This is a genomic window from Nonomuraea sp. 10N515B (genome assembly GCF_052245915.1).
Taxonomy (GTDB): domain Bacteria; phylum Actinomycetota; class Actinomycetes; order Streptosporangiales; family Streptosporangiaceae; genus Nonomuraea.
The window spans coordinates 231,969-252,985 of the sequence record NZ_JBQQBQ010000004.1 but is presented as its reverse complement, the minus strand read 5'-3'; the positions used below and the strand labels follow the sequence as shown (position 1 = coordinate 252,985).

Here is a 21,017-nt window from a genome sequence, read left to right as displayed (position 1 = left end):
GGCCCGTCCAGGGCCCTCTCCCGCCGTGAGACCTAGCGATCGCTCCACTTGATCTCGTACGGCTTCAGCGTCTGCTCCTTGCCGTCCACCGTCGTGGTGACCTGACCGTCCGTGGTGTTGACCAGCAGCAGCTGGTCGGGCTGGGCCAGCACCCGGACCTTCGGCTCCGAGGAGGCGAGGTCTTCGAGCTCGGCCCCCGCCGGGAACCACTTGGCGAAGTTGCTCACCAGCTCCATGGTCGGGAGCGGGGCGCCGGACTTCGGGTTCCACAGGCAGCCCCGGCAGGCGCCTTCCTTGGCCTGCGGGTTCCAGTACAGCGCGGTGGCGGCGCCGCTCTTGGCAAACTCGATCATGGAGGCGGCCTGGACGGCGAGTCGCTTGTCCTCGGGCCACGTGGTGCCGTCCTCGGGCACGAAATACCACTCCGACCACCAGATCGGCATGTCGTCGGTCTTCTTCCGCAGCCACTCGGTGACCGCGCTGAACTTGCTCAGTGCGCCGAACTCGTCAGGCAGCAGCTCGTGGGCATCGGTCGGCGAGGCGCCGTCGACGACGATGAAGTCGGCGCCCTTCTTGTTCTCGTACCAGTAGGTGAAGGCGTCGAGGACGTTCTGGTTGACCACGCCCCATTCGCCGCGCAGCTCGGAGTCGCCGCTCCCGTTGCTGTCGAACCCGAGGTACGGGCCGCCGATCTTGGCGTCGGGACGGACCGCCTTCACCGCGTCGTAGACCTTGTTGTACAGCTCCGTGTAGCCCTTGTAGTCCGCGGGCTTGGCGTGGTCCTTCCAGAAGCCCTTGAACTCGTTCCAGACCAGGAAGTAGTCGACGTCCTTGTAACGCTCGGCGACGGTCGCCGCCAGCTTGGCGAAGTCGTCGAAGTGCTGCGGGTAGGGGGCGTCCTCCAGGTGCTCCGCCCAGCCCTCCTGCGAGGTCGGTCCCTCGGGGCCGCCCTTCATCCAGTCGGGGGCGCAGCAGAGGGTGATGATCGGCGTGCCGCCGGACTGCTTCATGAAGCTCGTGCGGCTGTCGAGGTCCTCCCAGAAGTACTGCTGCCGCGTGGGCTGGGGGTTGAGCGCCCCGAAGCCCATGATGTGCTGGTTCTGCAGCATCGGCGTGCCTGCCAGCGACTGGGCCACGGTCTGCTCGAACTGTGGGGTGATGTTGTTGGCGCTGGTCCCCGTGTGCGTGAAGCCCCAGCGCGGCCAGCCGGGCTCCACGGCCGGCGGCTTCTGGACCTCGGAAGGCGACTGCGCCGGCGACTCCGGCGCCGCCGAGGTCGCGGGATCCGCGCCGGGGGAGGCGGCGGATCCACAGCTCGCTAAGACCACCGCGACCGCGGCGACGGCGATCATCCGGATCGGCCGTCCCCACATCGACTTCCCGCTATCCGAAGACACCTGTGCTCCTCATGATTCGTCTGGCTGAGAGCATCGCACGGGCGGCCGCCCGAGCGGTGATCACGGACATGATTCTCAGTGAAGCGTTACCGTCGGCCGCGGCTCAGGACCGCACCCGCAGGTCGGCGAAGAGCGCCCGATGGTCCGAGCCCGGCACGTCGTGGATCTCCACGGCGGTCGCGCCGGCCCGGCCGTCGGTGAGCACGTGGTCGATGGCCACCAGCGGCGGGAGCCTGCGTATCGGCCAGGTCGGCACCAATCCCTGGCCGGTGGCCGCCGCCGCGTCCGTGTAACCGGTGGCCAGCAGCCGCCGGAACACGGCGTGGTCGAGCGTGGCGTTGAAGTCGCCCGCCAGGATCCGCGGCGGGCCCGACGACGGCGCGGGCGGCAGCGTACCCACGCCCGCCTCCCACTCCGGCACCGTCCTCGGCACCGGCGCCACCGGGTGCACGACCACGACCTCCACGGCCGACCCACCGGGCAGCGCCACCTCCGCCACCGGCATGTGGTGCCCCACCGGCTGGAAGACCCCGGAACGTTCCCGCAGCGGGTAGCGCGCGTACACACCGCTGCCCACCGGGCCCCAGGTTTCCGGCTTGGCCACCTGATACGGCAGCAGAGCGTCGAGCCCCGCCGCGGCCAGCCGGTCGCGGGCCGACCACGTCAGCTCCTGCAGGCTGAGCACGTCCACGTTCAACCTGCGCACCAGGTCGACGATCACCTGGGCGTCCCCGCGCCCGCCGTTGAGGTTGGCGGTCAGCACCCGTAGTGGTCGGCCCGCGGCCGAGCCGGACGTCGCGATCGCCCGCGGGACGACGCACCAGGCGAGACAGGCGCACACCGCCAGCATGACCGCGATCGCGGCGCGGCTGCGGGTGGCGAGCGCCACCGCCAGCACGACCAGCGCCGCGAGCGCGAAGTACGGCGTGAAGGAGACCAGCGGGACGAGCAGGACCCCCGACTCCAGCCCGCCCAGCCTTACGGCCGTCCCCACGGTGAACAACACCGCGACCGCCAGGGTCAGGCGCGCGGCCCACTTGCGCCGGGGCCGGCCCGGCACCGCCTCGTTCGCGGCGGCCTCCTGTAAAAGCACGCCCACGAACCTAAGCGGTCATCATTAAATTTCTATGATGGCGCTCCGGCCGGCCGATCCGGCTCAGTGGACGCGGACTCCTTAGCCGAATCGGGGTGCCGCCTGCTCCTGGAACGCATCCAGGGCCGTACGGCGGCAGTCGACTTCTCCCTCACGCCGACCTTGGTGCCGCGCCGCTCGACGGCTCCCTGCCGTTAGAGGCGGTGTGTCGCGTCGCTGCGGTAGTCGGTGTAGGTGTAAGGATTGTCGAGGATCTTCGTCGCGGGGATGTCTGGGTTCATGCCCTTGTTCCAGGCATCCTCGCCCATTTCCGAACGAAGATATTCGACCGTGCGCTCGACCTGGCGGCGCGCCGCCGTCAGGTCGACGCCGAGCAGCTCGTGCTCGTGCTTGACCACCCGCCCGTTGACCAGGACAGTGTGCACGTCGCCGCGCTGGGCCTGGAAGGCGACGTGGCCGTACGGGTTGAGCACCGGGAACGAGACCGGCGAACGGTCGTTCTTGATGAGCACCAGGTCGGCCTTCTTGCCTGCCGCGATCACGCCGAGGTCGTCGCGGCCGAGTGCGTGGGCGCCGCCGCGGGTGGCCCAGTCGACGACCTGGTCGGCGCGCAGGCCACAGTGTGTGACGGTGTCGCCCTTGGCGTGCGCCTCCAGGTGCTCGCGGGAGCGGTCGGCGCCGAGGGTGGTGCGCATGGCGGAGAACAGGTCGCCGCTCCACCACACGCTGGTGTCCATGGACAGCGACACCGGGATACCGTGGGCGCGTACCGCCCAGGTGGGCGGGTAGCCCTGGCCGGCGCTCTGCTCGCTCTCCGTGGAGACCGAGACGGAGCCGCCGGTGGCGGCGATGCGGTGGTAGGAGTCGGCCGACAACGACGCGGCGTGCACGTAGATGGTGCGCGGGGTCATGAAGCCGTGCTCGTACATGAGCCGGATGCCGTCGTCGCTGGTCGCGCCCCATACGCCGGCGTGCGTGGTGACGGGCACGTCCAGCTCCCGCGCCACCTCGAACGCGGGCTTCTCCGGGAATGCCGGGTCGCCCAGCACGTCGAAGGCGAGCTGGAAGCCGAGCAGGTCGTCGCCGGTGATCCGGCGGGCAACGAAGTCGCGGAACTCGGGCGCCGCCGTCCACTCGGCGGGCGGCTGCTGGATGTTGCCGTACGCGAGCACGTACCGGCCCGGGACCGCCTGCAGCGCGTCGACGGCGGCGTCGGCGTGGTCCACCGTCTGCAGGCCGTGCGACCAGTCGACGACGGTCGTGACGCCGGCGTCGAGCGCCTCGATCGCGGCGAGGGTGTTGCCCGCGTAAATGTCCTCCGGCCGGAACAGCTTGCCGTGCTCCAGGTAGAACCAGACGAAATACTGCGTGAGCGTCCAGTCGGCGCCGTACCCGCGCAACGCGGTCTGCCACATGTGCCGGTGAGTGTCGATCATGCCGGGCATGACGATGCCGTCCGACGCGTCGATCGTGACAGCGTCCTCGGGCGCCTCAAGATCGGGCCCGACCGCGGCGATCCGGTCGCCGGTCACCAGGACGTCGGTGCGTTCGAGCACCGTGCGCCCGCCGTCCATCGGCAGCACGGTGCCGCCGCGCAGCACCACAGGCCGCCCGGCCTCGAACTCGGTACGCTCGCTCATCGCTGAACTCCGATCTTCCGAACGGTTGTCCGCTACACGGTCATGCTGTTCGCCGTAACTCTACGGTTGCCGGGAACGGTGTCAAGAGCCTCCGCCGAGCTTGGGCCACAGTCCGGGCTTGTGTCAGAATCGCGATTGCGGACAATCGTCCGTGTAGTGAACGCAGGTGTTGGAAGGAGCCGGATGACAGACGACGCCGTAGCGGCGAACGGACCGGCCGGGGGCGGGCCGCTGTCCGGCGTGCTGGTGGCCGACTTCTCCCGGATCCTGGCCGGGCCGTACGCCACGATGTTGCTGGCCGACCTGGGCGCCGACGTGGTCAAGGTCGAGGGGCCCACCGGGGACGACACGCGATCCTGGACACCGCCGGTGCGGGGCGAGGTGTCGACGTACTATCTCGGGGTCAACCGGGGGAAACGGTCGATCGCGCTCGACCTGCGGGACGAGACCGACGCCGAAACGGCCCGGGAGTTGGCCCGGCGCGCGGACGTGCTGATCGAGAACTTCCGGCCCGGCGGGCTGGCCAAGTACGGCCTCGACTACGCCTCGGTCAGGACCGTGAACCCCGGCGTCGTGTACGCCTCCATCAGCGGGTTCGGGTCGGGCGCCGGGGCCCGGGTGCCCGGCTACGACCTCATGGTGCAGGCCATGTCGGGGCTGATGAGCCTCACCGGCGATCCTGACGGGCCGCCGTACCGGGCCGGGATCTCCGTGTTCGACGTGATGGCCGGCAACCACGCCGTCATCGGCATCCTCGCCGCGCTGCGCCACCGCGAGGCCACGGGTCAGGGGCAGCAGGTCGAGATCAATCTCTTGTCATCGGCGCTGACCGGGCTGGTCAACCACAGCTCCACGTACGTCGCCGGCGGGGTCGTGCCGTATCGGATGGGGAACGCGCATCCGAGCGTGTTCCCGTACGAGCCGCTGCCGACCGCCGACAACGACCTCATCGTCACCGCCGCCAACGACGGCCAGTTCCGCAAGTTGTGCGAAGTGCTCGGCATCCCCGAGATCGCCGACGACCCGCGCTTCGCCCGCAACGCCGACCGCACCGCGCGCCGGGACGAGCTGCGGCCGATCCTGGTCGAGCGGCTCGCCACCCGGGGCGCGGTCGAATGGTTCGAGCTGCTGGTCGAGGCCGGGGTGCCGAGCGGGCCGATCAACACGATCGACGGCGGGTTCGCGATGGCCGAGCGGTTCGGGCTCGATCCCGTCGTCGAGGTGGGGGCAGGGGAGCGGGCGGTGCCGACGACGCGGCATCCGATCCGGTTCTCAGAGACGCCCGTCAGCTATACGCTGCCGCCACCGGAGCTCGACGAGCACGGCGCGGAGCTGCGTAAGTGGCTCGCCGGCCCCGCCGGCTCCGTGGAAGGAGGTGGGGCGTGATGCCGGAACCCGGCACAGAGCCCAATGTGCCCGAGTCCGGCACGGAGTCTGATGTGCCCGAGTCCGGCACCGAGTCTGATGTGCCCGAGTCCGGCACGGAGCGGCAGTACGCCACGGCGCTCGGGGCGTCGTCGCCGACGACGATCACGCTGCTGGGGCAGGACCTTGCCGAGGACGTCATGGGCCAGGTCGGCTTCGGTGAGCTGGCGTTCTGGCTGGCCACGCAGCGCCGCCCGACCTCCGGCGAGATCCGGGTGTTCGAGGCGATCCTGGCCGCCCTCGCCGACCACGGGTTCACCCCGACCGCGATCGTGACCCGGCTCACCTACCTGTCCGCGCCCGACTCCGTGCAGGGCGCGCTCGCCGCCGGCCTGCTCGGCGGCGGCTCGCGATTCCTCGGCGTCACCGAGGACTGCGGCCGCTTCCTCAACGAGGTGCTGCGGGAGCACCCGATCCCCGACGACGACGCCGGCTGGGACGCGCTCGCCCTGGAGACCGTCCGCGCCCGGCGCGCGGAACGCAAGCTCATCCCCGGCCTCGGCCACCACGTGCACAAGGACGGCGACCCCCGCACGCCGCGGCTGTTCCAGATCGCCGCCGAGGAGGGCCTGTACGGGCCGCACCTGTCGCTGTTCGCCGCCATCGGCCGCGTCCACCCGCAGGTCCTCGGCCGCACACTGCCGCTCAACGGGGCCGGCGTGTGCGGGGCGGCGCTGGCCGACCTGGGCCTGCCGCTGGAGCTGCTGCGGGCGTTCGCGCTGCTGGCCAGGACCGCCGGCCTGATCGGCCAGCTGGCCGAGGAGCTGCGCCATCCGGTCGCGGCCGACATCTTCCTGTCCGTGGACCTCAACAACCAATCCATCCCGCCCGAGCCGTACGCCAACGGAGGCTTGCATGGCTGAACTCGTCGCGGTCATCGCGTCCACCCACCATCCCTTCTACTACCGCGCCTCCACCAGCACCGGCGAGGACCGGCCGCCGTTCGCCGACGAGTGGGTGCGCAAGGTCGAGGCGTTCCGCGAGACCCTGACCAAGGCCAGGCCCGACGTGCTGGTCATGGTCGGCTCCGACCACTTCCACCAGCTCTGGCTGGACAACATGCCACAGTTCCTGGTCGGCAAGGCCCCCTTCTACGACGCGAACTTCTACAACGAGGAACGCGAGTTCGGCCTGCCCAGGATGTTCTTCACCGGCCAGGAGGACCTGTCGGCGTACATCCTGCGTGAAGGCCTGGACGCCGGCTTCGACCTGGCCTTCTCCAACGAGCTGCGGATCGACCACTCGATCACCTGCCCGATCATCACCCTGCGCCCGCAGAACGACCTGCCGATCGTGCCGATCTACACCAACATCTTCGCCCCGCCACTGCCGCGGCCGAAGCGGTTCGTGCAGCTCGGGCGGACCATCCGGGAGCTGGTCGAATCCTGGCCGTCGGATCAGCGGGTCGCGGTCATCGGGACCGGGCATCTGTCGCTCGAGCTCGGCGGTCCCCGCCAGTTCGGCCCGCACGGGCCCGACCCGGAGTTCGACCGGCGGGCCGTCGAGTGGATCTCCTCAGGGGACATCGAAGGCTGCCTGGCGGAGGTGACGCTCGACAGCCTGCACGCACCCGGCAACGCCACCCACGGGTTCATGGACTTCATGCTGATGATGGGCGTCGCGGGCGAGGGGCGAAAGGCCGACTACGTCGACACCTACGACCTGTTCCACACCATGGAGGCGTACTTCACCTGGTATCCGAACGGAGGCGGCCGGTCGTGAGTAAGTATCTGCTCGACAAGTTCCTGTTCACCGTCGACCGCGATCCCGAGCTGGTCGAACGTTACCGCGAGCAGCCGCGGGCCACCGTCGAGTGGTGGGAGGCCGAGTACGCCAACCGGATCCTCGGGTGCCACGCCGACGAGTCGTCCACCTGGCTGCGGTTCGACGACACCGAGCGGGAGGCGCTCGCCACCCACGACTATCCCAAATTGTTCGAGCTGGGGGCGCACCCGTTCCTGACGCTTACGCTGTTCATCGCGATGTTCGAGCGGGACTACGCCGAGCCGCTCGGGTTCCAGCTGGAGTACGCCCGACGCCTGGCCCACCACAACCTGCCGTACCCGGACATCGCCACCTGAACGGGATGCGAAGGGAGCCGCTGATGCGTGCCGCGCAGATCGAGACCTGCGGAAAGCCGCCCCGGGTGGCCGAGCGCCCGGCGCCGGAGCCGGGGCCAGAGGAACGGCTGGTGGGGGTGCTCGCCGCGCCCATCACCCCGCTCGACGTGCTGTGCGCCGGCGGCTCCTCCTATTTCGGCGTCCCGGCCACACCCTACGTGCCGGGCGTCCAGGGCGTCGGGACGGTGGGGGACGGCACGCTCGTGTGGTTCTCGACGTCCGCGGGGATGGCGCCCGGCGACGGGAGCATGGCCGAGCTGGCCTCCATACCCGTGGACGACCTTGTGGAGCTGCCTGCCGGGGCTGACCCGGTCGCCGTCGCCGCGCTGGGGTTGTCGGCGGTCGCCGCCCACATGGCGCTGACCTGGCGCGGCGAGCTCGCCGCCGGTGAGCAGGTGCTGGTGCTGGGGGCGGGGGGCGTGGTCGGGCAGGCCGCCGTGCAGCTGGCCCGGGTCGCGGGCGCCCGGCGGGTGATCGCGGCGGCCCGCTCCGCGGCCGCGCGGGAACGGGCCGAGCAGGCGGGCGCGGACGCCGTGGTCGCGCTCGACACGGACGATGTGAGCGAACTGGCCGCACGCTTCGCGGCCGCCTCTGACGGGCCGCTGGATCTGGTGCTCGATCCGCTCTTCGGCGTGCCGGCCGCCGCGGCCGCCCGCGCCTTGCGAGCGTACGGGCGGCTGGTGAATCTGGGCAGCTCGGCGGGGGAGACGTGCCCGCTGGACTCCGCGACCCTGCGCAGCCGGTCCCTGCGGGTGCTCGGCTACACCAACAACGAGCTGACCAGGGAACAACGCGCCACTGCCATGGGGCGGATCGCGGAGTTGGCGACGCTGGGGCGCCTTGAGGTGTCGCATGAGGTCGTGCCGCTGGACGAGATCGAGGCCGCGTGGAGCCGCCAATCCGCGGGCGCCACCTCCGGCCGCATCGTCCTGACCCCGCAACCCTCCTGACTCCGCCCGCTCACCGGACCGGCGCCTGGACCGGCAGTGTGACGTGGGGGACCGTTTCGTACAGGGCCCAGTCGGCGCTGATGGCGCCGGCCGTCTTCAGCAACAACGGCAGGTGCACTTCGGCCAGCCGCTCCACCGGCGTCTCCGCCGCGTGCGCGTTGACGTTGATCGCCGCGATCACGTTGCCCATGCCGTCCCTGAGCGGTGCCGCCACGCTGCGGATGCCCAGGGCGAGCTCCTCGTCCGTCAGCGCCCAGCCCTTCGCCCGCACCTCCCGCAGCGCCGCGTCGCGCTCGGCCACGTCCGGCCGCCAGCGCGGCTCCACCCCCGAGCGGCTGGGCTCGGCGAGCACCCGGTCCACCTCGTCCGGCGGCAGCGCGGCCAGCAGCACCTTCCCCAGCGACGTCTGCAGGGCGGGGAACCGGGTCCCGATCTGCACCGACAGGGTGACGATCTTCGGTACGGCCACGCGCGCGACGTAGACGATGTCCGACCCGTCGAGCTGCGCGATGGACGACGACTCGTGGGTCTGCGCCACCAGCCGCTCCATGTGCGGCCTGGCCACCTCCCACAACCCCATCGACCGCACGTAGGACACCCCCAGCTCCAGCACCCGGGGCGTGAGCGCGTATCCGCCGGGCTCGCTCCTGGCGTAACCCAGCTCCTGCAGGGTGAGCAGGATCCGGCGAGCCGTGGGCCGGGCCAGGCCCGCGGCGGCGGCGACCTCGGTCAGCGACATGACGGGCCGGCCGGGCCGGAACACCCTGATCACATCGAGGCCGCGGGCCAGCGCCTCGATGAAATCGGGGCCGGTGTCAGCACGTGCCATGGAACGCCTCCCTGCTCGGATCCCGCCGATCCGACTCTAGACCGTCGGGCGGAGCCCTGTGTCCGCATAGCGGCGGCTGGGGCGAGCATAGCGCTGCCCGCCCCAGCCGCGGATACGGAGTCTGATCAGGAGGGGATGCGACGGCGGCGTTTCCGAGTGGTCGTTACACGGACGCTTGTCCGCAAGGGAGGTCCTTGTGCCTCACAGGTCGGTGGCGATGATGGTGTCGATGTTCCGCTCGGCCAGCGCCGTGATGGTGACGAACGGGTTGACCGTGGTGTTGCCGGGGATGAGCGAGCCGTCGATGACGTACAGGCCCGGATAACCGTGCAGGCGGCCGTGGTTGTCGGTGGCCTTGTTCAGCACCGCGCCGCCGAGCGGGTGGTACGTCAGGTGATCGCCCCAGATCTTGTAGACCCCGAACAGGTCGGTGCGGTAGATCGTCCCTTCCTTGGCGTTGATCTTGTCGAAGATCGTCTTCGCCATGTCGATGGACGGCTGCTTCCACGCGGTCTGCCAGTTCAGCTCCACCTTGCCCGCCGCCGCGTTCCAGGAGAACTGGGCCCGGTTCGGGTTCTTGGTGATCGACAGGTAGAACGAGGCGAAGGTCTCGATCCCGGTCGGCAGCGGCGCGACCTCGGCGAACGCGCCCCCTGCGGCCCAGTTGTCGATGCCGCAGCACGGGATCGCCGACTGCAGGCTGCCGGTCGGGTCCCACAGGTGGTTGGCGCGGCCGCACATCACGTTGCCGTTGTCGCCCCAGCCCTTGCCGACCTCGCCGTTCAGGTTCGGCAGCACGCCGGTGGCCTTCAGCCGCACCAGCAGCTTGCTGGTGCCGACGCTGCCGGCGGCGAAGAACACCCGGTCCGCGGTCACGGTCTTGGTCGCGGTGACGTTCCCGGAGGTGTCGATCTGCTCGATGGTCACCGTGTAGCGGCCGCCGGACGCGGGGGCGACCGAGGTGACCTTGTGAAGCGGTGAGATCGCCACCCTGCCGGTGGCCTTGGCGCGGGCGAGGTAGGTCTTCTGCAGCGTCTTCTTGCCGTGGTTGTTGCCGTAGAGGATCTCGCCGGCCAGCGCGGACTTCGTGACGGTGCCGGCCTCCTCCTGTTTCATGTAGTTCCAGTCGTACACGTCGGGCACGAAGACGAACGGGAAGCCGGAGCGCTGGGCGTGCTTACGGCCGACGCGGCCGTACTGGTAGTAGGGCGTCGTGTCGAACCAGGCCGGGTCGATGGTGGCGACGCCCAGCCCGGCGTTGGCGCGTGGGTAGTAGACGTTGTACATCTCGTCGGCGTTCACCGACGGGAGCACGGAGCCGAAGTTCTCGCGCCGGGGTGTGACCGCCATGCCGCCGTTGACGAGCGAGCCGCCGCCGACGCCGCGGCCCTGGTAGACCGTGATCCCGCCGAACTCCTCGGCGTCCAGCACGCCGGTGTGGCGTGGGATGTCCCGGTCGATGGGGAAGCCGAGGAAGTAGTTGAGCGGCGCCTTGGTCCTGGTCCGCAGCCAGTACGACCGGTAGTCCGGCTCCCGCGTGTTGCAGAAGATCTTGCCGTCGGAGCCGGGCGTGTCCCAGGCCATGCCCATCTCGATCATGTGGACGTCCACGCCGGCCTCGGCCAGGCGCAGCGCCGCGACGGCGCCGCCGTACCCGGTCCCGATCACCAGGGCGGGGACGTGCGCCCCCGAGGCGATCGGGCCGGCCGCCGCCCGGGCCGGGGCGGCGAGTGCGGCGGCGCCCAGGAGGGTGCCGGCGCCGGCGATGAAGCCGCGGCGAGAGATGGTGTCGCTCATGGGGGGTTCCTCGCTCTCATCGACGTTCTCATCGATGCTGGTCGCCGGCCGGGGATGGGCCGCCGGGCAACACGCAGGCGGTGTCCAGGCCCAGCACGCGGTTGAGCCGGCCGAACGCCCACCAGGAGCCGATGCTCATGCTCAGCTCCACGATCTCGGCCTGGCTGTAGTGCGCGGTCATCCGGGACCAGAACTCCTCGTCGAGGCCGTGGTGGTCCAGGGCGTAGCGCTCGGCGTACTCGGCGGCCAGGCGGGTGCGCTCGTCGAAGGCGGTGGTGGTGCGCCACTCGGCCACCGCGTCGGCGAAGCCGTCCTCGACCTTCTGGCCGTCGCGTTCCGTCCGCCAGTCCAGGCAGAAGACGCAGCCGTTGAGCTGGGCGATCCGCAGCCGGGCCGCCTCGAACTCCCGAAGGCCGAGCGTCGTGTTCGCGTAGACCGACAACGAGAATCGGGAGGCGGCGGCGCCGATGCCGGGGACCATCTCGCCCCACACGTACGCGATCGGGTCCTTGCCCTCGGGGACGTCGATGATCACGGGTGCTTCCTTCCGAGTCTGCCGGTCGCGGGGCGCAACGGCACGTCGAGCGCGTCGTACAGTCCTGGTTCGGCCGTCACGAGCCAGTCGATGGCGTTCACCAGACGGCCGGCCGCGGTGGCGTTGCCGCCCGCGGAGCGGTTGCCTCCCTCGTCGGTGGCCTCGACCGTGACCTCGATGCGCGGGCGGCCCTCGATGATCACCCGGTGGGCGCCCTCGCCACTCGGGGGCGACGGCCAGTCGGGCGCGCAGGACGGGTGGATGCGGGTGACGTGCTCGACGACGATACGCGGCTCGCCCCCGACCATCCCCTGTACCTCGAACCGCGCCGCGCCCTGCGTGCCCGCCGCGAACTCGCCCATCTCCGGCGTGGTCACGGTGGTCTCGAGCGGTCGCCGCTCCACGCTCTCGCGGAGGTCGTCCAGCTCCACGCCCAGTGCGCGGGCCATCAGCCGTACCTGGCCGCCCCACACCATGGAGGGGACGGTCGGCGCGAGCATCGGCGGCTCGTAGTCCATCGGCTGGCCCATGCCGACCAGGTAGCGGACCGAGTCCGGCTGGTCGTACGTGGAGTAGTCGAAGATCTCCTGGCAGCGGACGGCGTCGATGACGGACCCCAGTCCGCTGATCAGCAGGGGCAGCACGTCGTTGCCCCAGCCCGGGTCGACGCCCGAGACGAACAACGAGCCGCCGCCCTCTGCGATGGCGGCCCGGACCTCGGCCTGTAATGCGGGCGGGGCGCTGCGCTGGTCGTAGAGCGCGTAGAGGGAGGGGGTGACGACCACGGCTCCCGTGCGGAGCACCCTGATGACGTCAGCCAGGGCCGCGTCGGGGCGCAGATCGCCGGAGGCGGCGTAGACGACGGCGCGCGGGGAGGCGGATAAGACGGCGTCGACGTCGGTGGTCGCCGCCACCCCGACCTCGTAGCCGAGTGCGGCCAGGGCGCCGGCGTCGCGGCCGGCTTTGGCCGGGTCGTGGACCAGCACGCCGGCGAGCTTCAGTGCGGGATGCGCCTCGACGGCGCGGATGGCCGCACGACCGACGTTGCCGGTACCCCAGATCACCGTGGACACCATGGCCGGAGCGTAGCAAGCGCTTGGTTCGGTGTATAGGTCAGGACGGAGTCGGTGACGCGGTGCCCGTCGGAGTAGGGGAGGGCGAGACGGTGCCCGGCGGAGTAGGGGAGGGCGAGACGGTGCCCGGGGCCGTGGGGGAGGGCAAGCCGGTCGGCGGGGGTGTCAGCCGGGTGTAGACGCCGGCTTTCTCCTTGATCGGCACATTCACGCGGACAGGCTCGGCACCGCTGAAGAAGAACGTCATCGGCACCGTGGTGCCGCGCGGGCGCACCCCGGTGACCGTGCAGAGTGGCTTCTCGCCGGAGCCGACGAGCTGGTTCGGAGGCAGGACGACAGGCCCGGGGAGCTGCGCCGACCCGCCGCCTTCGATGGTGATGCGTTCGAGCCGCGCCGGCTGGTCGCCTTCGTTGATCAGCACCGCGTACAGGGCCTGCTGCGGGGCGGGCGAGGCAGGGTCGGCGCCACCCAGCAGGAAGACGTTACGCATATGCAGGGTGGACCCCACATCGACGTTGGCCCCCTCATTCTGAGGGATGTCCTTCGCACTGGTGTCGAATCCAGCATGGCCTTGACAACCGACGGCGGCCGCCAGGGCCATGACGATCACGGCAGAGGCGATAGGACGCATCGCTCGGCCCTCCTCTCGGCGTTGGCCTCCCGCTACCCGTGAACACACCACTGAACCCAGCACGTACGGAAGCCGCGATCGCACCGGCCGAGCCGGTCATGCCCTTTCCCGCGAAATCTGCCTCGTGACCGTCACCACCACTTCAGGTAACGTCACGGGAAAGCAAGGCCTACCGAGGAGCGGTAGATGGTAGAGGAGCGGGCGCTCGACGCCACTGGCCAGGAAAAGAGACGACAGCTGGTCCGGGCGGTGATCGCCTCGGCCGTGGGCACCTCGATCGAATGGTATGACTTCTTCCTATATGGCTTCGCGGCCAGCACCATCTTCGCGCAGCTGTTCTTCCCCACGAGCGATCCGACCACGGGCCTGCTGCTCGCGCTCGGCACCTACTTCGGCGGTTTCGCCGCCCGCCCGATCGGCGCGGCGATCTTCGGCCACTACGGTGACCGCATCGGCCGCAAGGCCACCCTGATCATCACGCTGCTGGCCATGGGCGTCGCCACCGCGCTCGTGGGCCTGGTGCCGACGTACGACCAGATCGGCATCTGGGGCGGCATCCTGCTGACCCTCCTGCGCCTGCTGCAGGGCATCAGCGTCGGCGGCGAATGGGGCGGCTCCGTCCTGCTCGCCACCGAGTGGGGCCAGTCGCGCGGCGGGCGGCGCGGCTTCCTCGGCAGCTGGCCGCAGTTCGGCGTCCCCGTCGGTCTCGTGCTCGGCTATCTGGCGTTGCAGACCTTCCAGCCGGTCGACCCCTACTGGGGCTGGCGCATCCCCTTCCTGCTCAGCATCGTGATGGCCGGGGTCGGGCTCTACATCAGGCTCGGCATCCTGGAGACCCCGGTCTTCGCCAAGGTCCTCGCGGAGAACAAGGTCGAGCGGGTCCCCGTGCGCGAGGTCATCGTCAGGAACTGGCGGGAGATCGTGCTGAGCGCGCTGCTGCGCACCGGGCAGCAGGCGCCGTTCTACATCTTCACCGTCTTCGTCCTCACCTACGCCACCAAGACGCTGGGCTTCGAGGCCAGCGACGTCTACACGTACGTGATCGCCGCGGGCATCGTCTCACTCTTCACGGTTCCGTTCTGGGGGTACATCTCCGACCTCGTGGGCCGCAGGCGCCTGTACATCGTGGGCGCCGCCGCCATGGCCGTCTGGTCCTTCATCTACTGGCCGCTGCTGGACACCCGCGTTCCGTCGCTGGTCTTCCTGGCCATCGTGCTGGCCGCGCCGATCCACGACATCCAGTACGGCCCGCAGGCCACGTTCATCGCCGAGAGCTTCACCGGCCGGCTGCGTTATAGCGGCGCCTCCCTCGGCTACCAGCTGGCCTCGGTGACGGCCGGCGGGCCGGCGCCGCTGATCGCCGTCTGGCTGTACGCGACGTACCAGAGCTCGCTGTCCATCGCGATCTACATGGCGATCTGTGCGTTGATCAGCGTGGTGGCGGCGTTCGCGCTGAAGGATCGCTCGCACTACGACTACGCCGTCGAGTACGACGAGCCGCACCCGTCAAAAGCCGCGGAGTGAGGCGCGGCTCTACAGAAGAGCTATTCCGGTATTTCTCATCGCATGTTACGGTGAACCCGTCCGGCCAGAACAATCCTTCCGTCGCGGGCAGCAGGGAGGGGTGAGCTGCCGAATGCGCCGCGTCAGCAAGGCGGACGGCGAGCCCATGACCACCGTCAGCCAGTTGCTTTACGTCGATCATCTCGTGCGCGTCACCTGCACGGTGACGCCCGGCTCGGCGCTGATCCGCATCACCGGCGAGCTCGACAAGACCAACAGTGCCGAGGTGCTGCGCACGCTGGAACGGACCCGGGGGATCGACCACCCGCTCGTCCTCGACGTCCGCCAGGTCGGCTTCACCGACGTCACGGCAGTCCGGGCACTGGCGGCCTTCGCCGAGCGGGCCGGCGCGCCCATCCGCGACACCCCGCACCAGATGCGCCGCCTGATACGGCTCATGCGGTTGCGGCCCTTCGGCGAGCCGGAAAACCCCTCCTCGTAAGGCTATTCGGCGGGGCGGCGGTGCTCGCCGACCAGGTGGCCGTTCTGCCGGATCTGCGCCGCGTCGTACGGGTGGACCGGCCGGGTGACGAACGACTCGGCGATGCTGTCAGCATGCACCCGGTCGACGCCCCAGCCGATCGTGTGCCAGCGGCCCAGCCCGTCCTCGCCGGTGGAGTCCAGCACGGCGATCTCGAAAAGCTGGGCGGCCGGAGCCGGCGTGCAGGAGACGTGCCCGGTGGGCACGGCGGTCCGCCGGCTGTCGATACCCGGCTGTTCCATATGGGGCTCCTTTCCGCCCGGTACGATCGTCACCCGGAACAAGGTCATACCCGGCTTTGGGCACCGAAACATCCGCGGGCCCTACGCTGTCGAAGGGGACACCAGTCTGCGGCCAGGAGCGTGAGAATCGGTGAGCAGTTACCACGATCGTTCTTCTTCTTCCTCCTGGACCTTCCTCACCCACCATGCCCGGGTTCTGCTGGAGATCGCCCGCGATCCCGAGGTCCGGCTGCGCGACATCGCCGCCAGCATCGGCATCACCGAACGCGCCGTACAGGGCATCGTGACCGACCTGCACGAGGCCGGCTACGTGGCGCGCGAGCGGGTGGGGCGGCGCAACCGCTACATCCTCCATCTCGATCAGTCCTTCCGCTACCCGACCGAGGCCAACCTGCCCGTCCGCCTCCTCATCGACCTGTTCACCCAGCACGACCTCTCACAGGACCAGTCGCTCGAGTCGCACTGACCGGCTGAACCGGCCAGCGCCCCGCCGGACGCGGCTCAGCCCCACACCCTCTGGGCGGTGTCGACGACCAACTCCAGCTTGCGCCGCTCGTCGTCCACGGTCAGCAGGTTGCCCCGGGCCGTGGAGGCGAAGCCGCACTGGGGGCTGATCGCGAGGTTGTCCGGCGGCATGTACTTGGCGGCCTCGTCGATCCGGCGGCGCAGGTCGTCCTGCGACTCCAGCGTCGGGACCTTGGAGGAGACGAGTCCGAGGACGACGGTGGTGCCCTGGGGCACGAACCGCAGCGGCTCGAACCCGCCGGCCCGCTCGGTGTCGTACTCGAGCAGGAACCGGTCCACCGGGACCTCGCCGAACAGCCGCTCGGCGATCGGCTCGTAGCCCCCCGTGGACATCCACGCGCTGCGGTTGTTCCCCCTGCAGATGTGCATCCCGACCGTGACGTCGGGATTCATGGCCTTGGTCGCGCGCACCTGCTCGGCGTCCACCGCGACCGTCGCGTCGAGTATCGCCTCAGGGCCGGGGGCGCCGGGCCCCATCATGCGCGCCCGGAAGTCGGCGTCGAACACCATGTTGTAGCTCAGGGAGTCCAGCTGGATCCAGTTGACCCCCAGGCCCAGCAGCTCCTCGATCTCCTTGATCCGCAGGGAGACGAGGTCGCGCATCATGTCGCCGGGCGTGGGGTAGACGGCCTGGCTGAGCTCCGGCCGCCACAGGAGGTTCCCCATCGAGGAGCTCATCATCGTGATCTTGAACTGACCGGGTGCGTGCCGGGCCATGAAATCGGCCTCGACGGCGGTGAGATGCGCCTTCTGGGTGAGCTCGGCATTCGCGGCCACCATCTGGAACGCGGTCTCCTCGGGCGGTGGCATGCCGTCCTCACGGAACCACGCCGCCGTGGGCACCTCGACCGGCACCACCCCGCCCAGCGACTCCAGCAGACCCGCCATCCAGGTGGCCCGCCGCATCTCGCCGTCGGTGAAGACCTCCATCCCGGCCTCACGCTGGAGCCGGATCGCGGCCAGCACCGCGTCGTCCTCCAGCTTGGCCAGCTCCTCACCGCTCATCTCGCCCTTTTCGCGCGCCTGCCTGGCCTGCAGGAGCTCGGGCGGCCGCAGCAGGCTGCCGACGTGCTCGGCGTGGTGGATCGCGGGCATACTTCCTCCTCGGTGTCAGGGACGCGGGAGATCGGAGGGGGCCCGCGTCCGCCGTGAGGTGAGAGAGTCCACCCGCCACTGTCCGCCCCAGAGGCAAGGGCGTCCACCCCTGAGATGTTTTCTTGCAGTGTGATCGTTTCGTGATCTAGAATGGCGATAAGTGGGGATTTGGTGGGAATTACTGATCCCGAAGTCCAGCAGAGGGCTTCGACTCACGCGACCGGCGTGTGTGCCTCTGCCTGGACTTTTTTTGGTGTGCAGGGGCGCCTGAGACTTACTCTTGGAGTATCCGATGGCAGTCCTGGAAATCGCGTTCGAAGAGATGACCGCCGAGCAGTTGCTGGCCGAGATGAATCGGCCGGAGACCCCGGACCTGCAGAAGATCCGCATCCGTGAGCGTCTGGTGGAGATGTACGCAGGTCTGGTCAACGACGTCACGCGACGCTACTACCACCGCGGCGAACCTATGGAGGACCTGCGCCAGGCCGCGTACGTCGGACTGATGAAGGCCATCAACGGCTTCGACCCGGACCTCGGGCACGAGTTCCGCGGCTACGCGATGATCACGATGGTAGGCGAGGTCAAGCGGCACTTCCGCGACCGTACGTGGGCCATCAGGGTGCCGCGTGTCTTCCAGGAGCGCCGGTTGGAGCTCAACAAGGCGACCGCCGAGCTCACGCAGACGCTCGGCCACGCGCCGACCGTCGCGGAGCTGGCCGCCAAGATGGGCATCTCGCAGGAGGACGTGCTGCTCACGCTCGACGCGTCGGCGGCGTACAACACGCTGTCGCTGGACGCGCCGGTCGGGGGCGAGGAGGACGCGGCCGACCTGGGCGACTTCCTGCCCGCGCAGGACGACACGCTGGACGACCTGCTGGGCGCGTACGCGATCAAGCCGCTCATCGACGCGCTGCCGGACAGGGAGCGCAACATCCTCCTCATGCGCTTCTACGGCAACATGACCCAATCCGAGATCGCCGCCGAGTTCGGCATCTCGCAGATGCATGTGTCCCGCATCCTGCGCGCCGTGCTGGCCAAGCTGCGTGCTCAGCTGCAGGACTGAGCGGCCTATCCGTCCCTTGGCCGCGCAGTACGGGCCCGCGCCCACCCGCGGATACTCCTCATGCACGCTGGTGACGTTGACGATGCGGCCGCGCGCACGGCCGGGGCCCTGCCGAGCCCGCGTACCAGCCCGGCCGTGTCCTCCGCGCCGTCGCGATCGCTGTGGTTGGTGACGACCGCTCGGTAGTCTCCATGTCCATCGTGTGAAAGCTCTCCCGGACGGATCCCCCTGCATGAACGCTGATGTCATCGTCGTCGGAGCCGGCCTGGCCGGGTTGGTGGCGACCTGTGAGCTCGTCGACGCAGGCAAGAAGGTTCTTCTGCTCGATCAGGAGAACGCGGCCAACCTCGGCGGCCAGGCCCACTGGTCCTTCGGCGGCTTGTTCCTGGTCAACTCGCCGGAGCAGCGCCGGCTCGGTGTACGCGACTCCTTCGAACTGGCCTGGCACGACTGGCAGGGCAGCGCCGGGTTCGACCGTCTCGACGACGAGGACTCCTGGGCGGTCCAGTGGGCGCGGGCATACGTGGAGTTCGCCTCCGGCGAGAAGCGGGCCTGGCTCGGCCGCCTCGGCGTCAAGCTGCTGCCCACCGTCGGCTGGGCCGAACGCGGCGGGTTGCGCGCGGACGGGCACGGCAACTCCGTGCCGCGTTTCCACATCGCGTGGGGCACCGGGCCCGGTGTGCTGGAGCCGTTCGTCCGCCGGGTCCGGCAGGCCGCCGACGAGGGGCTGGTCACCTTCCGCCACCGCCACCGGGTCGACGAGCTCGTCGTGTCCGGCGGCGCCGTCCAGGGCGTGCGCGGCACGCTGCTGGCCGCGGACGACTCGCCGCGCGGCGTCACCTCCAGCCGCGAGCCGGTCGGCGAGTTCGAGCTCGCCGCCCCCGCCGTGATCGTCACAAGCGGCGGGATCGGCGGCGACCACGAGCTGGTACGCCGCTACTGGCCCGAGAGCCTCGGGCCCGCGCCGGAGAGCATGCTCACGGGTGTGCCCGCCCACGTCGACGGGCGCATGCTGGAGATCAGCGCCGAGGCCGGGGCACGGCTGGTCAACCGCGACCGCATGTGGCACTACACCGAGGGCGTCCGCAACTGGGACCCGATCTGGCCGGGACACGGCATCCGGATTCTGCCCGGCCCTTCCTCCCTGTGGCTGGACGCGCTGGGCCGGCGGCTACCCGACCCGTGCCTGCCCGGCTACGACACGATGAGCACGCTGCGGCACCTGAGGAGCACCGGACACGACCACTCATGGTTCGTGCTCACCCAGAAGATCATCGAGAAGGAGTTCGCGTTGTCGGGTTCGGAGCAGAATCCCGACATCACCCGGAAGGACCGGCGGGCCTTCCTCAAGGAGCGGCTGGTCGGCAAGGGGGCGCCCGCCCCGGTGGAGGCCTTCAAACGGCACGGCGCGGACTTCGTCGTCGCCTCCAGCGTGGAGGACTTGGTGGCGCGGATGAACGAGTTGACCAAGGCGCCGCTGCTCGACCCGGCCCTCGTCCGCCGCCAGATCGTGGCCCGCGACCTGCAGCTGGCCAACCCCTACAGCAAGGACGCCCAGGTCCAGGGCATCCGCAACGCCCGCCGCTACGTCGGCGACCGGCTGGGCCGCGTCGCCACGCCGCACCGGCTCCTCGATCCGGCCGCCGGTCCGCTGATCGGCGTCATGCTGCACGTGCTGACCCGCAAGACGCTTGGCGGCATCCAGACCGACCTGGACTCACGGGCGCTGGGCCGGGACGGGCGGCCGGTCGAGGGGTTGTTCGCCGCGGGGGAGGTGGCCGGGTTCGGCGGCGGCGGGGTGCACGGGTACAACGCGCTGGAGGGCACGTTCCTCGGGGGCTGCCTGTTCTCCGGCCGCCAGGCCGGCCGCGCCGCCGCCGGCTGAGCCGTCCGCCGCCGGGACCTTTCGACCGGGGCTTGAACATCGCGTTCCTAAGCTCCGGTCCATGAACGCAGCCCATGTGGCCATCGAGCCCGCCATCCTGTACTTCGGCACCCCGGTCGTGCTCCTGTCGACCGAGAACGACGACGGATCGGCCAATCTCGCCCCCATCTCCTCGGCGTGGGCACTCGGCCAGGTGCTCGTGCTCGGGCTGGGCGCGGAGGGCCAGACCGCGTATAACCTCGGGCGCCGCCCCGAGGTGGTGATCAACCTGCCCGCGCCGCACCAGTGGGCGGCGGTGGAGCGGCTGGCGCCGCTCACCGGCCGCCAGCCCGTGCCCACGAGCAAGCCGCACGGCTGCCGCTTCGAGCCGGACAAGTTCGGCGCGGCGGGGCTGCGCGCCGAGCCGTCCGACACCGTACGGCCGCCGCGGGTCGCCGAGTGCCCGCTCCAGCTGGAGGCCCGCGCCGAACGGGTACGGCCGGGCGTCGCGGGCTGGTTCGTCATCGCCGAGGCCGTCGTCGGCAAGGTCCACGCGGACCCGCGCATCGTCGTGCCCGGCACCGACCACGTGGACCCGGCCGCCTGGAGCCCGCTCATCTACAACTTCCGCCACTACTTCGGGCTCGGCCCGGAGCTCGGCCGCTCCTACCGCAGCCAGACACCCCGGGCATGA

21 protein-coding genes are annotated in these 21,017 nt (G+C 70.2%); 11 read left to right on the top strand and 10 right to left on the bottom strand.

Going from position 1 to position 21,017, the window contains the following annotated elements; all coding sequences use genetic code 11:
• Positions 1 to 32: 32 nt before the first annotated feature.
• From ACTWQA_RS07725 to ACTWQA_RS07715, 3 genes are all read right to left on the bottom strand, one after another.
• A complete protein-coding gene (locus ACTWQA_RS07725; RefSeq protein ID WP_443158571.1) occupies positions 33 to 1,397 on the bottom strand; it encodes a xylan 1,4-beta-xylosidase in 1,365 nt (454 codons plus the stop codon).
• Positions 1,398 to 1,500: 103 nt separating this feature from the next.
• A complete protein-coding gene (locus ACTWQA_RS07720; RefSeq protein WP_443158570.1) occupies positions 1,501 to 2,490 on the bottom strand; it encodes an endonuclease/exonuclease/phosphatase family protein in 990 nt (329 codons plus the stop codon).
• 194 nt (positions 2,491 to 2,684) lie between these two features.
• On the bottom strand, positions 2,685 to 4,130 hold the full coding sequence (locus ACTWQA_RS07715; protein WP_443158569.1) for an amidohydrolase family protein: 1,446 nt from the start codon (positions 4,128 to 4,130) through the stop codon (positions 2,685 to 2,687).
• Positions 4,131 to 4,313: 183 nt separating this feature from the next.
• Here ACTWQA_RS07715 and ACTWQA_RS07710 point away from each other — a divergent pair, with 183 nt between their 5' ends.
• The 5 genes from ACTWQA_RS07710 to ACTWQA_RS07690 are packed head-to-tail and all read left to right on the top strand — an operon-like array spanning position 4,314 to position 8,625.
• A complete protein-coding gene (locus ACTWQA_RS07710; RefSeq protein WP_443158568.1) occupies positions 4,314 to 5,516 on the top strand; it encodes a CaiB/BaiF CoA transferase family protein in 1,203 nt (400 codons plus the stop codon).
• The gene (locus ACTWQA_RS07705) at positions 5,516 to 6,418 is read left to right on the top strand and encodes a citryl-CoA lyase (protein ID WP_443158707.1); all 903 of its coding nucleotides are present in this window, start codon (positions 5,516 to 5,518) and stop codon (positions 6,416 to 6,418) included. Before ACTWQA_RS07710 ends, ACTWQA_RS07705 begins: the two co-directional genes overlap by 1 nt.
• The gene (locus tag ACTWQA_RS07700) at positions 6,411 to 7,277 is read left to right on the top strand and encodes an extradiol ring-cleavage dioxygenase (protein ID WP_305915848.1); all 867 of its coding nucleotides are present in this window, start codon (positions 6,411 to 6,413) and stop codon (positions 7,275 to 7,277) included. Before ACTWQA_RS07705 ends, ACTWQA_RS07700 begins: the two co-directional genes overlap by 8 nt.
• Positions 7,274 to 7,636, top strand: a complete 363-nt coding sequence (locus ACTWQA_RS07695; protein WP_443158567.1) for a hypothetical protein — start codon at positions 7,274 to 7,276, stop codon at positions 7,634 to 7,636. The genes ACTWQA_RS07700 and ACTWQA_RS07695 overlap by 4 nt, the downstream gene beginning before the upstream one ends.
• A gap of 23 nt (positions 7,637 to 7,659) precedes the next feature.
• On the top strand, positions 7,660 to 8,625 hold the full coding sequence (locus tag ACTWQA_RS07690) for a quinone oxidoreductase family protein (protein WP_443158566.1): 966 nt from the start codon (positions 7,660 to 7,662) through the stop codon (positions 8,623 to 8,625).
• A 10-nt stretch (positions 8,626 to 8,635) separates the two neighbouring features.
• On the opposite strand, the gene ACTWQA_RS07685 is transcribed toward ACTWQA_RS07690, so the two are convergent.
• The 5 genes from ACTWQA_RS07685 to ACTWQA_RS07665 form a co-directional block, all read right to left on the bottom strand.
• Positions 8,636 to 9,454 carry an IclR family transcriptional regulator domain-containing protein gene (locus ACTWQA_RS07685; RefSeq protein ID WP_305915851.1) on the bottom strand — a complete coding sequence of 273 codons (819 nt, stop codon included), beginning with the start codon at positions 9,452 to 9,454 and terminating at the stop codon, positions 8,636 to 8,638.
• A gap of 201 nt (positions 9,455 to 9,655) precedes the next feature.
• Positions 9,656 to 11,251, bottom strand: a complete 1,596-nt coding sequence (locus ACTWQA_RS07680) for a GMC oxidoreductase (protein WP_443158565.1) — start codon at positions 11,249 to 11,251, stop codon at positions 9,656 to 9,658.
• Positions 11,252 to 11,279: 28 nt separating this feature from the next.
• Positions 11,280 to 11,786 (bottom strand): carboxymuconolactone decarboxylase family protein, encoded by a 507-nt coding sequence (locus ACTWQA_RS07675; RefSeq protein WP_443158564.1) that lies wholly within the window; start codon positions 11,784 to 11,786, stop codon positions 11,280 to 11,282.
• Positions 11,783 to 12,862, bottom strand: a complete 1,080-nt coding sequence (locus ACTWQA_RS07670) for an NAD(P)H-dependent amine dehydrogenase family protein (protein WP_443158563.1) — start codon at positions 12,860 to 12,862, stop codon at positions 11,783 to 11,785. Before ACTWQA_RS07670 ends, ACTWQA_RS07675 begins: the two co-directional genes overlap by 4 nt.
• A 37-nt stretch (positions 12,863 to 12,899) precedes the next feature.
• Positions 12,900 to 13,490: a hypothetical protein gene (locus ACTWQA_RS07665; RefSeq protein ID WP_443158562.1), complete on the bottom strand. Its 591-nt coding sequence runs from the start codon at positions 13,488 to 13,490 to the stop codon at positions 12,900 to 12,902.
• Between the two features lie 186 nt (positions 13,491 to 13,676).
• Between ACTWQA_RS07665 and ACTWQA_RS07660 the strand changes: the two genes are divergently transcribed.
• Together ACTWQA_RS07660 and ACTWQA_RS07655 are read left to right on the top strand one after the other, a co-directional pair.
• Complete coding sequence (locus tag ACTWQA_RS07660) at positions 13,677 to 15,014, top strand: MFS transporter (RefSeq protein ID WP_443158561.1); 1,338 nt, start codon at positions 13,677 to 13,679, stop codon at positions 15,012 to 15,014.
• Positions 15,015 to 15,126: 112 nt separating this feature from the next.
• Positions 15,127 to 15,495, top strand: coding sequence for an STAS domain-containing protein (locus tag ACTWQA_RS07655; RefSeq protein WP_443158560.1), 369 nt, complete (start codon positions 15,127 to 15,129; stop codon positions 15,493 to 15,495).
• Between the two features lie 2 nt (positions 15,496 to 15,497).
• Here ACTWQA_RS07655 and ACTWQA_RS07650 read toward each other — a convergent pair whose 3' ends face one another.
• Positions 15,498 to 15,776 carry a hypothetical protein gene (locus ACTWQA_RS07650; RefSeq protein ID WP_443158559.1) on the bottom strand — a complete coding sequence of 93 codons (279 nt, stop codon included), beginning with the start codon at positions 15,774 to 15,776 and terminating at the stop codon, positions 15,498 to 15,500.
• Between the two features lie 130 nt (positions 15,777 to 15,906).
• Here ACTWQA_RS07650 and ACTWQA_RS07645 point away from each other — a divergent pair, with 130 nt between their 5' ends.
• A complete protein-coding gene (locus ACTWQA_RS07645; RefSeq protein ID WP_443158558.1) occupies positions 15,907 to 16,242 on the top strand; it encodes a helix-turn-helix transcriptional regulator in 336 nt (111 codons plus the stop codon).
• Between the two features lie 35 nt (positions 16,243 to 16,277).
• Here the strand turns inward: ACTWQA_RS07645 and ACTWQA_RS07640 are convergent, their stop codons facing one another.
• Positions 16,278 to 17,396, bottom strand: a complete 1,119-nt coding sequence (locus ACTWQA_RS07640; protein WP_443158557.1) for a cobalamin-independent methionine synthase II family protein — start codon at positions 17,394 to 17,396, stop codon at positions 16,278 to 16,280.
• Positions 17,397 to 17,688: 292 nt separating this feature from the next.
• Between ACTWQA_RS07640 and ACTWQA_RS07635 the strand changes: the two genes are divergently transcribed.
• From ACTWQA_RS07635 to ACTWQA_RS07625, 3 genes are all read left to right on the top strand, one after another.
• Positions 17,689 to 18,459: a SigB/SigF/SigG family RNA polymerase sigma factor gene (locus tag ACTWQA_RS07635; RefSeq protein ID WP_443158556.1), complete on the top strand. Its 771-nt coding sequence runs from the start codon at positions 17,689 to 17,691 to the stop codon at positions 18,457 to 18,459.
• 232 nt (positions 18,460 to 18,691) lie between these two features.
• The gene (locus ACTWQA_RS07630; RefSeq protein WP_443158555.1) at positions 18,692 to 20,344 is read left to right on the top strand and encodes an FAD-binding dehydrogenase; all 1,653 of its coding nucleotides are present in this window, start codon (positions 18,692 to 18,694) and stop codon (positions 20,342 to 20,344) included.
• Positions 20,345 to 20,405: 61 nt separating this feature from the next.
• Positions 20,406 to 21,017 (top strand): flavin reductase family protein, encoded by a 612-nt coding sequence (locus ACTWQA_RS07625; RefSeq protein ID WP_443158554.1) that lies wholly within the window; start codon positions 20,406 to 20,408, stop codon positions 21,015 to 21,017.

What these genes read in the sequence shown, in the direction of transcription:
- ACTWQA_RS07680 (WP_443158565.1), bottom strand. Translation starts at nt 11,251, where the DNA reads ATGAGCGACACCATCTCTCGCCGCGGCTTCATCGCCGGCGCCGGCACC.
- ACTWQA_RS07650 (WP_443158559.1), bottom strand. Translation starts at nt 15,776, where the DNA reads ATGGAACAGCCGGGTATCGACAGCCGGCGGACCGCCGTGCCCACCGGG.
- ACTWQA_RS07640 (WP_443158557.1), bottom strand. Translation starts at nt 17,396, where the DNA reads ATGCCCGCGATCCACCACGCCGAGCACGTCGGCAGCCTGCTGCGGCCG.
- ACTWQA_RS07710 (WP_443158568.1), top strand. Translation starts at nt 4,314, where the DNA reads ATGACAGACGACGCCGTAGCGGCGAACGGACCGGCCGGGGGCGGGCCG.
- ACTWQA_RS07670 (WP_443158563.1), bottom strand. Translation starts at nt 12,862, where the DNA reads ATGGTGTCCACGGTGATCTGGGGTACCGGCAACGTCGGTCGTGCGGCC.
- ACTWQA_RS07660 (WP_443158561.1), top strand. Translation starts at nt 13,677, where the DNA reads ATGGTAGAGGAGCGGGCGCTCGACGCCACTGGCCAGGAAAAGAGACGA.
- ACTWQA_RS07705 (WP_443158707.1), top strand. Translation starts at nt 5,516, where the DNA reads ATGCCGGAACCCGGCACAGAGCCCAATGTGCCCGAGTCCGGCACGGAG.
- ACTWQA_RS07665 (WP_443158562.1), bottom strand. Translation starts at nt 13,490, where the DNA reads ATGCGTCCTATCGCCTCTGCCGTGATCGTCATGGCCCTGGCGGCCGCC.
- ACTWQA_RS07635 (WP_443158556.1), top strand. Translation starts at nt 17,689, where the DNA reads ATGGCAGTCCTGGAAATCGCGTTCGAAGAGATGACCGCCGAGCAGTTG.
- ACTWQA_RS07630 (WP_443158555.1), top strand. Translation starts at nt 18,692, where the DNA reads ATGAACGCTGATGTCATCGTCGTCGGAGCCGGCCTGGCCGGGTTGGTG.
- ACTWQA_RS07625 (WP_443158554.1), top strand. Translation starts at nt 20,406, where the DNA reads ATGAACGCAGCCCATGTGGCCATCGAGCCCGCCATCCTGTACTTCGGC.
- ACTWQA_RS07700 (WP_305915848.1), top strand. Translation starts at nt 6,411, where the DNA reads ATGGCTGAACTCGTCGCGGTCATCGCGTCCACCCACCATCCCTTCTAC.
- ACTWQA_RS07690 (WP_443158566.1), top strand. Translation starts at nt 7,660, where the DNA reads ATGCGTGCCGCGCAGATCGAGACCTGCGGAAAGCCGCCCCGGGTGGCC.
- ACTWQA_RS07655 (WP_443158560.1), top strand. Translation starts at nt 15,127, where the DNA reads ATGCGCCGCGTCAGCAAGGCGGACGGCGAGCCCATGACCACCGTCAGC.
- ACTWQA_RS07715 (WP_443158569.1), bottom strand. Translation starts at nt 4,130, where the DNA reads ATGAGCGAGCGTACCGAGTTCGAGGCCGGGCGGCCTGTGGTGCTGCGC.
- ACTWQA_RS07685 (WP_305915851.1), bottom strand. Translation starts at nt 9,454, where the DNA reads ATGGCACGTGCTGACACCGGCCCCGATTTCATCGAGGCGCTGGCCCGC.